The organism is Peribacillus sp. NPDC056705 (assembly GCF_043656335.1).
In genome coordinates, this window is record NZ_JBHTYI010000045.1 from 13178 (window position 1) to 28845 (window position 15668).

The 15668-nt window shown below is 40.0% G+C and carries 10 protein-coding genes and 1 pseudogene; 1 reads left to right on the forward strand and 10 read right to left on the reverse strand.

Annotated features, from left to right (window positions below; translation table 11 throughout):
* Nucleotides 1–499: 499 nt before the first annotated feature.
* Nucleotides 500–1003 (reverse strand): annotated as a pseudogene (locus ACFRAK_RS25830) (SPFH domain-containing protein); the annotation flags it as partial.
* A gap of 936 nt (nt 1004–1939) precedes the next feature.
* Between ACFRAK_RS25830 and ACFRAK_RS25835 the strand changes: the two are divergent.
* On the forward strand, nt 1940–2287 hold the full coding sequence (locus ACFRAK_RS25835; RefSeq protein WP_394572776.1) for a hypothetical protein: 348 nt from the start codon (nt 1940–1942) through the stop codon (nt 2285–2287).
* A 98-nt stretch (nt 2288–2385) separates the two neighbouring features.
* Here the strand turns inward: ACFRAK_RS25835 and ACFRAK_RS25840 are convergent, their stop codons facing one another.
* The 9 genes from ACFRAK_RS25840 to ACFRAK_RS25880 form a co-directional block, all read right to left on the reverse strand.
* A complete protein-coding gene (locus ACFRAK_RS25840; RefSeq protein WP_394572777.1) occupies nt 2386–3483 on the reverse strand; it encodes an L-dopachrome tautomerase-related protein in 1098 nt (365 codons plus the stop codon).
* An 847-nt stretch (nt 3484–4330) separates the two neighbouring features.
* Nucleotides 4331–5410, reverse strand: a complete 1080-nt coding sequence (locus ACFRAK_RS25845) for a Ger(x)C family spore germination protein (RefSeq protein WP_387604325.1) — start codon at nt 5408–5410, stop codon at nt 4331–4333.
* The gene (locus tag ACFRAK_RS25850) at nt 5407–6471 is read right to left on the reverse strand and encodes a GerAB/ArcD/ProY family transporter (RefSeq protein WP_387604323.1); all 1065 of its coding nucleotides are present in this window, start codon (nt 6469–6471) and stop codon (nt 5407–5409) included. Before ACFRAK_RS25850 ends, ACFRAK_RS25845 begins: the two co-directional genes overlap by 4 nt.
* Nucleotides 6464–7792 carry a spore germination protein gene (locus tag ACFRAK_RS25855; protein WP_387604321.1) on the reverse strand — a complete coding sequence of 443 codons (1329 nt, stop codon included), beginning with the start codon at nt 7790–7792 and terminating at the stop codon, nt 6464–6466. Before ACFRAK_RS25855 ends, ACFRAK_RS25850 begins: the two co-directional genes overlap by 8 nt.
* Nucleotides 7793–8328: 536 nt before the next feature.
* A complete protein-coding gene (locus ACFRAK_RS25860; RefSeq protein WP_394572778.1) occupies nt 8329–9792 on the reverse strand; it encodes an NAD-dependent succinate-semialdehyde dehydrogenase in 1464 nt (487 codons plus the stop codon).
* Between the two features lie 58 nt (nt 9793–9850).
* Entirely contained in the window at nt 9851–11146 is a 1296-nt protein-coding gene (locus ACFRAK_RS25865; protein ID WP_387604317.1) for an MFS transporter, read from the reverse strand.
* Nucleotides 11147–11280: 134 nt separating this feature from the next.
* Complete coding sequence (locus ACFRAK_RS25870) at nt 11281–12519, reverse strand: iron-containing alcohol dehydrogenase (RefSeq protein ID WP_394572779.1); 1239 nt, start codon at nt 12517–12519, stop codon at nt 11281–11283.
* Nucleotides 12520–12634: 115 nt separating this feature from the next.
* Nucleotides 12635–13840 (reverse strand): hydroxyacid-oxoacid transhydrogenase, encoded by a 1206-nt coding sequence (locus ACFRAK_RS25875; protein WP_394572780.1) that lies wholly within the window; start codon nt 13838–13840, stop codon nt 12635–12637.
* 18 nt (nt 13841–13858) lie between these two features.
* The gene (locus ACFRAK_RS25880) at nt 13859–15301 is read right to left on the reverse strand and encodes an aldehyde dehydrogenase family protein (protein ID WP_387604311.1); all 1443 of its coding nucleotides are present in this window, start codon (nt 15299–15301) and stop codon (nt 13859–13861) included.
* Nucleotides 15302–15668: the final 367 nt, after the last annotated feature.

Sequence of the window (15668 nt, forward strand, 5' to 3'; positions counted from 1 at the left end):
CACACAGAATATGTTAGATGTTAATGAAGAAAATTATTGAAGTTGCTAGAGTGAGGAATCCAAATGTGTTGGATGAAAATATAAGTGAATATTATATTGCTAAAAGTGTCATTTACGATGATGAATCTAATTTTTGTCGATAAAATGTATGATTTTGCATTCAACAAACCATCCTACCTAGCAAAAATAAAACGAGATTTCTCCGCATGGTTGATTTCAATATGTTGACTAAGTAGGTCCAAAGAAAAAACTTGGCTTTAAATATGTTACTAAGTTTAAGTATTAAGTACATCCAAATATCGGTTTCAAACATTTAGTAATAGAGAAACGAATTTAGGCTTTATTAAAAAGCAAAAAATAAACAACCAATGGATCATTGGTTGTTTATTAAACCTATCTGTATTGGTAATACGTCAGCTTTTATTTTATGTGACGAACAGAATGATTTGCCTTTTCTCTGTTATTCTTCCTTGCTTGCTGCCATATTCACGTTCGCTTCGACATTCTCCTGACTGATGGTAATAAATGGTAAATTTTTCTTTATCCTGATTTGCATTTCCTGCTCAGTTACTTCCTGTTTGGAGCGGGCCGTTTCCAGATCGTAAGCTTGGTCAGCTCGTGCTTTGGCAATATCCTGCTCGCGACGGTATTCCGCAACCTTCAGCTTGTTGATTTTCTCGGCTTCGGCTATTTCCGTTGCCCTTTCAAGTTCGGCACGCTGGGCTTCCTTCGAAGCTTCGGCACGCTTGATTCGCGTTTCCTTCTCTGCTTCTGCTGTAGCAATATCGGCATCCCTTTTCACTTGTGCGATTCTTGGCTTACCAAGTGATTCAAGATATCCGTTTTTATCGCGGACATCTTGAATTGTGAATGATACGATGATGAGTCCAATGTTAGCTAAATACTGCGAGGCTACCCTCTGTACTTCCTGGGAAAACTTTTCACGATTTTTATAGATTTCCTCGACTGTCATCGATCCAAGGATGGAACGATGATGTCCTTCTTTGTAACAGGGATATATTACGGGATAAATTAAAGAATTAATATATGGTATATGGAGTATCCATTAAACCCAATTGTTACTGGGAGAAACAAAACCTAAAATTTTTTATGTATCAATACCATACATTTTACGATTTACGATTAATCCCGCCAAGATTTTATTTCGTAAACCATAGTGTAGAAGAATGGAAAAAATAAGAGACTGCAATTCAATAAAAGATACTACCATGCCCTTTAGTTACATAACAAAGTTGCTGCAGGAACCCGAACCACTTGAGACTGCCCCGTAAGTTCCATAAGGGGTACGGAAACGATTCAAAGAATGAGGGTCACTATGGAAAACAAAACCAAAAGATACAAAGCAATAAAAGGGATGCGTAGAGAAACAGTTATAGAATTTTAAAAAGGAGGTCTTATAATCAATACCCTACTTTAAAACAGATGAGGAAGCTTTTAATCAGTTTAATTGTTATCTAAACGATCAAGAATTGTCACATAAGCAATTAACTCCTGATATTATATTTGGATGGATCAGGGAGCAAAATCACATTCCTTTTATTAATTCTTCTTTAAATCAACGACTGCTCAATGAAATGCAAATTACTGCTCATAAATTTTATGTAGCCTCTCTACATTGGTAATACAAAAGTAAACACTTTCTTCTTGAAAAAGATACAGCAAATATGCTAGTGCAAACCGATGTACATAGTGTTTAAGGATCAGATTTAAATATCCCATTTCCTTGTTTCTATTTAACTGTTCCGGAGAATATTGTTACTGTTTCGTTTGAAGGTGATGAGGGAGTTTGTTTGTATGAAGGAGTTTCTCAAGGTATTTATGTGATTGAGGTAGAGAGGAAAGGTAAGATTTTTATTGGGATATTGTTGCCTCGCTAAAATTAAGAAATTATAAAAATAAAACACAGACAGGTAGTGTGATGGTCGCTGTAAATTTACTAGCTGGTGAACATATCGATATATTTGAATCAGCCAAAAAGGTTTTTGATAAACCTTTCCCTAACACTAGTGATCCTTGCCAGTATTACTATAATAAAACTAGCCGTGCCATATTAGAAAGAATCCTGTTACTTTTAGTTAATACCTTACTTTATCTCAGGTCCGATAAAGCTATAACTCGGCATATTTCCCCACCTGTATCAAAGAAAAAGAATCGTACATTAAAATCAAAATCAGAGTTTTGCTCTCCTTATATACGTGTTGGAGATAAAATTACCATTACTTCTGCTCAACGGAAGGCTTTTAAAGAAGCAGGCTTTTCAATTTGAGTTAAGTCACGTCACCTCTTTATTATAGGACAGTTTCGGGCATATCTGACAAAAAAGGCAGCTCCCTGATGGGGGATAGCTACCTCCGTTTACGATTACTATGAAAAGGTAGGAGCAGGGAATTCATCAATTCTCATACGAAGTAAACTATATGGTTTTTTCCGGAGGTCTCTTCCATAATGAAATCTCGCCTGCCGATGTAATTGATTCACAATGACATATAAGTATTGATCAGGGCCAATCGAAAAAGTATCAGGCCATAAAATTCTCGGGTCATGTGCGATGGTTTCCATTGCGCCATTCGGCAATATCTTCCGGATACTATTGTTTTCATAGTCTCCCGCATAAACGGTTCCTTTTGCGCCGGTGATCATTCCATCAGACGCACCTTTTTCCCCCCAATACTGCACATTTTGGGATAAATTCAGTTCCTGTATCCTTCTGTCTCTTAGGGCTTCTGTTGAGATCGAGAACAGCTGACGGCTGGTTAGCGGAGCATAAAATAAAACCTTTCCATCAGGAGAAATCGCTAAACTATCGGAAGCCAATCTAAATGGGGAAGTCGAGCCGTCCGGGTTTCGATTCATCAAAATTTCACCTTCTACTTTCGGCAAAAAATAGGGATCAGGTGAAGTTGATATTGCCCCATTTAACCGTCTAAACGCGTTCCCATTTTCTAAATCTACGACGATAATAGCCCCTGGCCCTCTGGAAGAAGAATCCGTTATATATGCATAGCCTGCTCTTCCAACCCGAAAATCCAAACGGACATCATTCAGATAAGTTGTTGGCAAGACAACATCTTCTGTAAAGGTATATACTCTCCTTATTGTATTCGTGCTTAAATCAACAGCAACTAATTTTGCTCCCCCTTGAATAGGTTCAGAAAAATTTGGTGCCCCTGTATCTAGTACCCAAAGTGTTCCTCTTCCATCAGCAACGATACTTTGGACACTGACGAAAGACATCGTAATATTCCCAGTATTAACTAAATTGGTTTCTAAACTGGGATAAGGCTGCAATTCACCCTCAACAATTTCCGCCACAGTAAATTTAACGTCGTCTCCCCATTTCGGAAAGCATACAAAAATACGACCGGTTTCGGAAACGCTGACACCTGTAGGCATAGCCCCATAAAAAGCATGCACCAGTTCAAACTGCCCAAAATATTTTTCCATAGGTAACATAGGTTTCATGATATCCTCCTTATCAAATCCGAACGGATATCACCTATATATGATGAAAATTTTTTGTAGTGCCTGGTTCTTGATAAATTTTTCTATCGTGATGGATGCTGTGGGTTTATTAGTCCAGGAGAAACATGGGAGTTTCGATAAAGTGATTCAAACTTCCACTGGCTCTTCAAGGACGGGGAATGAGAGCATCTGAATTTACGTTTGCAGTCAATTTTAGAACTAACATAAAAACTATTATGATTTGCTCCCGTCCAGCAGCTCGGTTAGAAAATAAATCTGTCTCCTTTGCAGGGGAGGATTTTTTAGTTTAGTGTAACTTTTTCATCCTTAGCATAAGTAAGAATTTTTAGTAGCCTATAAAGTGGGCGGATATTCATTTAAAGATCTACTTTACCACAGTCAAAACTAATACCTGTTTCATTTTATATGCCATTTTTCAACGTTGAAGTCTTTTACTTTTGAGTAAATAATTTTGGTGTCTAAAAAAGTTTTAAAAATTCTTGGCTTAGGGAAAGTCCAAACGGAGTTTGGAATCGTAGGCCATTATACTGAAGGTAGCTGGCTTTCGCCAGCTACTTACAATGAATAATTTTAAAACTAGAAAAACAGGTAAAAAAAAACGAATCGTTTTTCTTCACCTGTTTTATTTTAGGGACTTATTAGACAGCCCCTTTTAGTATTCTCATTCACTATTCACTATTTCTTAAAGGATTATAAGTATATATACAATCAGAAGTAGAGGATAAACTGTATTATTTCCACTTCAAAGTCACTATGATGCATGGGGCTCTTGATAATAATCATTTTAAAATTAAAGCTTACCCATTTTTTGTATGATATCCAAAATCTATTTGTCAGTTATAGTCTTGATATTTCCCTCGTTTTGTATAGTAGTATGAATGGTAAGCTTCATTTCTAGATTGGGATAATATTTCTTTCGCCAGTCCTTCAATTCCTCATAAGGAATTTTATTTCTATAGTATTGTCCCAAACCGAAGACATCTGATTCTTGCTTTTGAAATCGTTTCAGCATTCCATCGAAACGATTAGCCAATACCTTTTCCAGCTCTTTTTTAATTATTGCATTGGAAACTTTTCCCCTTCTCTCTTGAATAACTACATTTAAACGAATCGTTGAGAACATATATGGAATATGATTTCTTAGTTCACCTTTATGAAAACCTGTATTTCCAACAATCATGATTGTTGCATGTTCCATTACTTCTACCCTTCCCTTCATACTGTTCCCATGAAAGGCATTAAAAAGGAGGGTTTCTTTAGGATCCATTTTAGATACGAGTTTTCCTTTTTTCATCACTGCAGAACCTGTATAAGTAACTGCAGTGTTTTCCCCTGATTTGACCATAGGAATTGCTACATTTTGAGTGTAGGAATTAAGGGCTCGATAAACATGCCATAGACGTGTTAAAGATATTTGTGGGGTCCAACCTGCATATTTCTCAAAAAAGTCATAAATATTTATCCCTTTTTCTATATTCTTTTTGAGTGCTAAGAAAAAAGAATCTATATTATCATCACATATTGCGATTAATGTTTTTGAAGATATTTCACGAATTCTCATAAACGTGTTAATCGGTTCTTCCATCCCTCCTTCTTCTACTAATTTTCGATCAAATATGATTATCCTTATGTGCAATAAGTCTACACTGCTTTCCATATTAGTTCTAATATCCTCTACAGCTTTTAAAATGGTTAACCCTGTTCCTTTGACAATTGCCTGTTTTTGAACACCCTCTGAAGAAATAGGAATTTGAAGTAAGACTTTGAATTTTTCTCCCTCTTTAGTAATTCCCATTGCAACCGGAAACGCTCTATGGTTAATGTCTTTAATATCCCAGCAACCACTTAATGGCATCAATATACATAGGCTAAGTACTAGTTTAAAACAAATCATAATACTTCTCATGATAGTCTTTTTCTCCTTACACCGATTAGGAATATTATTAAAGGGAGTACGATTAAAATATAAAATCGGAAAGCAGTATTCCACCATAGCAACTTCTCAGTCTCTTGCCAACTAGGAATACATAAGCAAATGATAAAAATGCTAACAGATAGGACTACAATATGATATTTTTGCTTTAATCCCGGGATATATTGACTCATTATTATAGAGGACTGCCATAAGAGTAAGGAAGTAAGCAACATGATAAAGGTAACTAGGCTTAACGCAAAAAACAAGGTTGCCCTGTCAAATATAAGCCATTGAAGCTGAACTTTATCCAATGTGGTTATAAAGGGAAAAAGCAGCGTACTAGCCGTTTCATTTCCAAAGGTTAAAAGAGGTAAATAAACGGATAAGAAAAAAAATGGGATAAGCAAAAAGACTGCAAACATGATTTTTTTAGAGTTATACGATATTTTTTTTGGAATAAAACCTAAAAATGAAAAAACAATGGCGAAAGAAAAAAAACTTGTATAAAAGGGAGGTTCTCGAAAAAAATTAAAGCCGGTATCCATAATCGGAAATGCATTATGCCAATCAACGTCTTGAAAGCAAATCAAAAGCGTAAGTAAGATTAACGGGAAAAAGATACAGAATATTAATAAGGCTGTACGTAAGATGGTTTCGATTCCTTTTACGGCGATATAAGTTGATATAAGAATCATTAATGTAATAATTGCCCATGTAGGAGTATTCGCTAAAAAGATAATGTTGGTCACTTCTGCATAGGCGCTAACAAGTTCAATAGTAGTTATAATTAAGTAAAGAAGAACAGGAAAAAGTAATGTGAAAGAAAAAGCTTTACCTAAGGTCTTTAAAATACCGATAATATCCTGTTTTGGAAAATAAGATAGACCCTTTAGGTAAAGCCATAAAAATAGAATAAATATGACACATTGAATTAAAATCGGTTCCCAGTGACCTTTTTGTGTGCTGGCAATAATTCTTTCCGGATAAATGAAAAAAATAAGACCAAAATGAGACATTAACCCCATGCATATAACCTGAAGGCTTTTATCCAATTCCCCCCCTCCCCTTAGTTAAACTAGTGTATGGAATTCCAAATATCTCTCGACTTGCAAAGTAAGCGCTTATGAATACCAGACCGGATAATATTCCCAACACGCCATAGATTGAAGCAAAAATAACAACTACATATTTAAGTAAGCGCAGGATTAACGCATTTTGAAACCCTACAACGCTTGAATTCGCTATCGAGGTTGCTGCTACAATGATAATTAACAGGTTGCTAACCAGCTTTGCGTCTACTACTGCTTGTCCGATGACAATTCCCCCTACCATTGTTACCGTTGGACCGATACTGAGCGGAAGCCTTATACTCGCTTCAATAATTAACTCTAAAATAAGGAGCATAATTGTAATTTCAACAAAAGGGGGATAGGGTATTCCCTCCCTGCTCTGAGCAATCGATAGAGCCAGTTCAATTTTTAATATCTCAGGATTTACAGCAACAAGGGCCACATAGAGAGCTGGAAATATAAGGGTAACCAAAGCGCCAAGAACACGTAAAAATCGGATGGCGCTCATTATTGGGTAAGCAAAGTTACGGTCATTCGCCTGGGCGAACATATCCCATAATAAATGTGGCAAGATAAGCGCAAAGGGAAAACCGTCAACGAATAGAATGACCTTTCCTTTGTTTAAACCATCTACTGCTTCTAATGGCATTTCTGTGTTATTAAACTGAGGGATAACCTCCCATTTTCGCATACCCATAAAACGATAAAGATGCTGAAGATAGAGAATATTTGTGTGTTGATTCATTTCAATATGTGAAATGATCTTTTTAATCACACCTTTATCTGCTCGGTCGTCCAAATAAACTATTGATAATTTCTTTTTTTGATCACTTCCTAACGTATAGGTTTTAACTGAGAGCTGAGCAGAGGAAACTTTTTTTCTCACTATTCCTATATTTGTTGACATATCTTCAATAAAAGAATCTAAAGGACCTTGCAATACGTTTTCATTAGCTGGCGGTTCAATTGACCGATTTAATTCTATGGGAATTGGTTCAAATAGCGACATTATATTTTTTTCTTTTGAGTAAATAATGAGTTTACCCTGAAGAATAGACTTTATTGCTTCTTCACTATTTATTTCAATACCTTTTCTGTTGAAAAAAGTTCTTTTTACTTTTATTGAATGAATCACTTCACTGGTATCCATATCTTTTTTTAATATTTCTTTTGTTTTTATAAGGTTGACTATTGAATGTAAACCAAGTAAAAGGACTGCTTCACCAGCCAAACTAAACGGTTCTATGAAAAAGTCTTCTGCATCTTTAAAAACCTCATTTATTTCTACTATTATTGAGTTCATGACTTCTCATTTTCCCTTTCAAATTTCATTATTCTTATATCATTTTCCCCCTTTGCTTGTCATTTATACAAATACCAAACTAGGTAAAATATGACGTCTGAGATATGTTTTTTAACGCCACAACCACATATTGGGCATGTGCATATTGCGAGCATGTTTTTTTTGCAGAGGATAATAACCCGGTTATGTGGAGGGGGATAAAGCCTGTCATAGAAGGTATAGCTGCTGCCAAAGAAGCAGGCCTTGGAGTTAAAGTGTGTCGGTAAACTTGTCAATTTTATATTTAGCTTCTGAAACATTCATTTTTGCACCTTCCTTGTGTCACAATTTTGTCTATAAGCGAATTTGCATGTTACCAATTCAAAAATTCAGGATATTATTTTATTTGTCTTAGGATGTAAAACAACCTGGCCATGGGTTCTGTAACTGATGTTTGTTAATCAATGGGGAGCGTGTGTTGAATTAAGACTTTTTATGAGGTAAATAAGGAAAGGCTTAAGGATTCGACTTCACCTTAAGCCTTTTCTTGCCCTATTTTAAAAACCCATCGATATATATTTTTCTTCTAAATATTCTTCAAGGCCTTGATGGCCGCCTTCCCTCCCCATGCCGCTTTCTTTCATGCCGCCAAATGGGGCTTGGGCAACGGTGGGAATGGCGTCGTTGTATCCGATGATGCCGAACTCCAGAGCTTCGGATACCCTGACTCCCCTGCTTATATTCTGTGTGTAAAAATATGCGGCCAGCCCATACTCTGTATTGTTGGCAAGCTCGATTACCTCTTCTTCTGTATCAAACGGGATGATTGGTGCGACCGGTCCAAATGTTTCTTGGTATGTGATGAGCATATCATTGTTCACTCCACCCAGAACGGTCGGTTCATAGAATAATCCATCTGCCAATTCCCCTTCAACTCTTTGTCCGCCACAAAGAAGGCTGGCACCTTTTTCCAAGGCATCTTGTACATGTTCCTCTACCTTTTCCAGGCCATCACTGCTTACAAGAGGCCCGACTTCAACGGTTGGATCAATGCTATTTCCGACTTTTAGAGCTTGTACCTTTTCAACAAAAAGTGCAGAGAATTTATCGATGACAGAACGGTGGACATAAATTCGATTGGCGCATACGCACGTTTGTCCGGTGTTCCTGAATTTGCTTGCAACGGCACCAGCTGCTGCGGCTTCCAAATCAGCATCTTCAAAAACGATGAACGGCGCGTGTCCTCCAAGCTCAAGGGAAAGTCTCTTGAGTTGCGGGGCTGACTTGGTAACCAGCAATTTGCCTACTTCAGTAGATCCGGTAAAAGAAATTTTCCTTACTACCGGATTTTCAAAAATTTCATCCGAGATAGGTCCGGCACTCCCTGTTACGATACTGACCACTCCAGCAGGCACTCCCGCCATTTCTACCAAATTCCCAAACGCTAACGCACTAATAGGAGATTGTTTAGCAGGCTTGACAATGACTGTACATCCAGCGGCCATGGCAGGTCCCACTTTCCGCGTCATCATGGCCAACGGGAAATTCCAAGGGGTAATGGAAGCGACTACTCCAATCGGCTGGCGAATCACCGATAGCCTTTTATTTGCTGCAGAAGGAGGGATCGTTTCCCCATAAATCCGGCGGCCTTCTTCAGCAAACCATTCCAGGTAGCTTGCAGCGAAATCCACTTCGCCCCGGGCTTCCGTAAAGGGCTTGCCCATTTCCATACTCATGATTTCTGCTAATTCATCTTTATATTCATGCATAAGGTCATGCAATTTCTTTAGATATTTACTGCGTTCCTGTGCGGTCAGTTTTGACCAGGTTTTAAACGCTTCCTCAGCAGCTGCAATGGCCGCATTCGTTTCTTGGCGTCCTCCATTTGGAATCCTTGCCACCACTTTCCCTGTTGATGGATTTGTTACTGGTAATGTTTCTCCGTTATGTGCTGCAGTCCATTCACCGTTTACATACATTTTCAGTTCAGATAAATTGACTAATCCACTAGTTTTCAGCATGAATACGTCTCCTTTTTTCGTTGAATTTGCAAAGCGCTTCATTATATACACAAAAAGATTAGAGCCCTGAAACTTTAGTTCCCCCGTCAATGTCCGTGTTTATGGAAATCCTTTCATTTTTAAGAACGAATGTATACCCTACTGCAGCAATTAGGCAAATGACTACAGGTATGATCAGGGCTATATTGAAATTATTGAACTTCGCTATTAAGATCCCTGTTGCGACTGGAGCTATCCAGCCAGCGAGGTTCCCCACGAAGTTTTGCAGCCCTGCAAGCTTTCCTTCCGCACCCTTTGGAGCAACATCCGAAACAGTGGCCCAAAGAATGCCCGCAGCCAATCCTTCACCCCCGATTGCTATTGAGATATACGTAAGTGCCATTAGGGCGCTGTCTGTATAGATAGTCGGTATAATGGCTAATGGAAAAAGCATACCGATGGTTAAAACAATCTTTCTTGCTTTGATGGAATTCCAGCCTCTTTTAATCAAGATATCCGACAACACCCCTCCTAGAATATTTCCCAGAAAGGACATAATCCAAGGTAGCATCGTGAAAAATCCGGCTTTTAAAAGAGTCATTTGCCTTTCGACTACAAGATAAGTGGGAAGCCAGGTCATCATTAAATAAGTAAGATAGTTATGGGCAAACAAGCCATATAACATAGGGTAAACACTTCTGAATTTAAAGAATTTAAATGGTGAGATGTTTAGTGTCGGCGCTTTTTCGGTTTGAGTTTGCTCCTCTTTGATATAGGCTACTTCGGCCTCGTTTGCAATCTTACTTTGCTCTGGATGGTTTTTGAAATAGAATAACCAGAATGCCAGCCATACAAAACCGATGGATCCAATTACCACAAAGGATGCTTGCCATCCCCAAGTCTGGATGATCCATGCTAAAATGGGTGTCGTTATGCCAATCCCGATAGCTGTACCAGAATTAAAAATCCCGTTTGCAATGCCCCGTTCGTGTGACGGCAGCCAGTCTGAAATAACGCGCGTATTGGTCGGAAACGCTGGAGCCTCTCCGATTCCCATTAAAACGCGGATACCGATCAGTCCGCCAAGCGAACGTCCCATTCCAGTAAACACCGTACAGAGCGACCACCAAACGATGGCAATCGAATACGTTAAGCGTGCCCCCAATTTATCAACGATTACCCCGACCGGGATCTGCATTAAGGCATACGACCAAAAGAACGCTGACCCCAATATCCCGAATTCGACTGCCGAAAGCGAAAGATCCTTCATCATCGAGGGTCCTGCAATGCCAAGAATTGCCCTATCCATATAATTGATTGTTGTTGCGACGAAAAGGAGTACCACTACAAGCCATCTTCCATTGGTCTTTTTCATACGTCACCTCATTAGAAAATTATATTCAGGTAGAAAAAATGCTGCGGGAAATCCATATGTCCGAAAAAAGTTGAAAAGGGGAAACTGATTCGAAATCCCCTGAAATTCCAGGTGATTATCAAATTGATTGGTTTTTATACATTCACGATGGCCGTTTCTGAACTTTTGGCACTGCTTGCATTGCGATTACCATTATTAAAACCTTCAAAATCCCCCTCATAAGCCTTCTCTATAATCAGTTGGATATCCGATGCCTTCGTCAGCCTTGGATTAACGACCACGTTTCCGCTTCGCATGGAATCTTCCACTAATTTCGGCAAAACGTCCAATGAGACTCCAAGCTCTTTAATATTTAGAGGAATATTCATGCTCCGATTCATTTCGACGATGGTTTCGATTGCTTTCTCGGCTGCTTGCGCATTGGATAAACCGCTTACATCCATTCCTAAAGCTATTGCAATTTCCCTATACTGGTCTTCACATGCCGGCAGATTGAATCTCATGACGAATGGCAATAGTGCCGCATTTGCGATGCCATGCGGGATATTAAAGACTCCTCCAAATGTATGGGAAATGGCGTGTACATTACCCAGTCGGGATTGTGAAAAGGCTGCACCAGCTAACAGGGAGGCTACAAGCATGTTTTCCCTGCTTTCCATGTCCGTTCCAACAAAGTACGATCGCGTTAAATTTTCACCGATCATCTTAATGGCCTGCATCGCGAAAGCCTTGCTGACAGGGTTGGCAGATTTTGAGGTATAAGATTCAATGGCATGAGTAAGAGCATCCATACCAGTTGCTGCAGTGATCTCTTGAGGCAAATTCAATGTAAGGGCAGGATCCAATATAGCTAGCTTTGGAAACAGAAGTGAACTAAGTACTCCTAATTTAAAAGAGGTGTCCTTATTCGTTACCACTGTCGAATTAGTAGCTTCACTGCCAGTTCCAGCCGTAGTCGGGATTGCTATGATCGGGAGCGGATGGTTGGAAATCTTTCCAACTCCTTCATAATCCAGGATATGGCCGGGATTAGTAGCCATTGCCGCGATGCCCTTGGCTGTGTCAATGCTGCTTCCTCCGCCTACAGCCAGAACCGCCTCCAGCTTTTGCTGGTTAAGATACACTGTACCCTGTTGGATTGTTTGAGCCGATGGATTAGGCTCCACCTCATCGTAAATCTCAAAATAAAGGTTTGCCGAAGCAAGGGATTTTTCAATGCCTTGTAAGAGACCGGCTCCTCTAACCCCTTTATCTGTTACGATCAGCACACTCGATACACCTAAATCCTTAATTAGTTCCCCTGTTTTTCCAGATATTCCGTTACCGCACTCCACCCGTGTCGGCATACTATATGTAAAAGGCATAAGTGACATTTTCATCTTCCTCCCCTTTTATATTCTATTAGATAGTGAAACCCTTTCCGCCCCGGTCTGCAGATCCATCATGAATGATGCTTAACCTTCCAGGGACACCATTCCTCCAAGTAATCTATAAAGCTTTTCTAAGTAATTCTTCTAAACTGTGCTGGGTTGGCACTCTTGGGTTATTCCGAATCAGGCGATCGATTTGGAGGGTCTTCTCAGCAATTTCGGGAATATCCTCTTCTTTGATCCCAATCTCCGTCAGCTTTGTAGGCAGTCCAATTTCCCCAAGCAGGGTAAGCACAGCTTTTGAAGCAGCCAAAGCGGCTTCCTTATCGGAGAGGCCATCCGAGTTCACATTGAATGCTTGGGAAATCCTCACCATTTTTTCTGTTTCTACAACTGCATTATATTCCATGACATATGGAAGCAAGAGCCCGGTCACCTCTCCATGCGGTGACTTCACAAGCCCTCCGATTGGGTAAGCCAATGCATGGGCTGCAGCCGTACCTGCATTTGAAAAGGACATTCCAGCAAGCAGGCTGCCCATTAGCATATTGGAACGGGCCTCGAGATTGCTCCCTTGCTGCACAGCAAGCGGCAGGTTTGTTGCAATCAATTCAATAGCTCTATAGGCGAGTGCATCGCTAATGGGGATTGAACCTTGGAATAAAATGTTTCCTTCTGCCTGGATATATGCAGAAGGTTTGGCTGTGTATGCCTCTATCGCATGTGACAGAGCATCAATTCCAGAACAAGCTGTAACATAAGCGGGAAGCCCTAACGTTAATTCTGGATCAAGCAGAGCAACGGTTGGTCTTAGGTAGTTATCCGAGATACCAACTTTCAGGTTATTTTCCACATCGGTCAATACCGCTACTGATGTCACTTCCGAACCGGTTCCAGCCGTCGTCGGAATCGCTACAAGAGGGGCGATTGGTCCGGGAACCTGGTTTTCCCCGCCATAATAATCCAGGGGATGCCCTCCATGGGCGACCAACAAGGCGACGATTTTGGCCATATCAATGCTGCTTCCTCCGCCAAGGCCAATTACTGCATCAATATCCATTTGAGATTCCGCAAACTTAAAACAGTCCATCGCCGAAACTACAGGCGGCTCCGGTACGACCTGGTCATAGATAACTGTTTCGTAATTTGCTTGCTCCAACAACGATGAAATTCTGTCCACGATACCAGCGTTTTTGATCCCTGGGTCAGTAACGAGCAAAATGTTTTTCGCCTTTAGCCTTTGCAGGATTGAATCCAATTGCCCGATCGCCCCGTTTCCAAATACGATTCTTTCGGTAGAATAAAAATCCCATGTGTTTCTCATATCCCTTACCTCCAAAGTCTATAGATTGATGACGACAAGTTTTTCGTCTGTCATCTCTTGCATGGCATAATGCGGTCCTTCTTTGCCAATTCCGCTGTCCTTCACGCCTCCATACGGCATGATGTCGGCACGGTATGTAGAAACATCATTGATGATCACACCGCCAAAATGAAGTTCCTGTGTTGCCCGCATGGCCAAAGTGATATCGGATGTAAATAAACCAACTTGTAAGCCGAACTTCGTATCATTGGCCTGATAGAAAGCCTCCTCGATTCTATCGAAAGGAATGATGCTGATCACCGGTGCGAACACTTCCTGGCAGACTACCTTCATTTCCGGTTTCACATCTATTAATATAGTAGGTTCCAGGATCGATTCCCTCCTTTTCCCTCCATATACCACTTTGGCCCCTAGACGCCCGGCTTCCTGAATCCATTCCTCTGCACGCCTTGCTTCCTTCTCGGAAATCATGGGACCAATGTCCGTGGAAGGATCTGCAGGATTTCCGACCTTCAAGCCCTTTGCCACCTTGACTGCCTTCTCCACAAACACATCGCAGATATCTCTATGAACGTAGATGCGCTGCACAGAGATGCAGGCTTGCCCTGCATTCACATACCCCCGCGTGACACAGAGCTCAACTGCTCTGTCTAAATCAGGGACATCCTTGTGAATGATATTTGGGGAGTTATTCCCTAATTCCAAGGTAACCTTACGAATTCCCGTACTGCTCTTAATATGCCGGCCTACGCCGGGACTCCCTGTAAAAGTGAACATCGCAATTCGTTCATCCTCCAAAAGGTATTGACCTGTTTCCTGCCCAAACCCGTTGACCACATTCAGAAAACCTGCGGGCAATCCAGCTTCGGAAAAGATTTCTGCTATCTTGCATGCAATGAGCGGCGTCAGTTCAGCCGGCTTCAACACGATAGTATTTCCCGCTGCCAAAGCAGGTGCCACCTTGTGGATGGTGAGATTGAACGGGAAGTTAAACGGGGTGATTGCACCGATAACTCCAACAGGAACCCGGATGGTGAAAGCCATCTTATTGTCATTTCCAGACTGCCCCAAAGGGACACCCGTACCGGCAATCCGTTTTGCTTCTTCCGCTGATGCAATCATTGTTTGAATTCCTCTATCGATTTCCCCTCTGGCGTCCTTCAATACTTTACCGACTTCCTGAACCAGAATCATCGCCAACTCTTCTTTTCTTTCTTTCGCGATTTCCGCTGCACGCATTAAAATCTCGTAGCGTTGATCGGAATCTAGCTTTCTCGTATTAAAGGTTTCCAAGGCATTGGTCACCGCTTCAGAAACAATTTCGCGGGATGCCCTGCCAATCTGGGCAATTTCTTCTTTGTTATATTTGTTCTTAACAGCGATTGTATGTTGATCGGATATCCATTGCCCATTTATGAAATGGCCATAAAATGCATTTTTTCTACTAAGCGATGTGCTCATTGAAGATTCCTCCTTTAAAAATAACGATCACTTTTTTCACTTCACAGTTATTTCTGCTAATAGATGGAATAAATTCAATCAGGAAAACGCTCTCTATAAAGCGCTTTCATTTCAAATTCATGATTTTGTCTGCCTATCAATGCTCTTTAGCAAACTGTTTATCTTATAGAATCCCATTTCAAAAATCATATGTAATCGTTTCCGAAAATATATCATATAATATACAATTGTGTAAACATTTAAAATTAAAAAAATTCTGTCTATTATTAAAAAACATTGATATTACAGTGTTTTTAACAAAAAATAATGAATACAGATTAATTTTTTCACAATTATCCGGATAATTTTATATATAATCCTCCCTAAT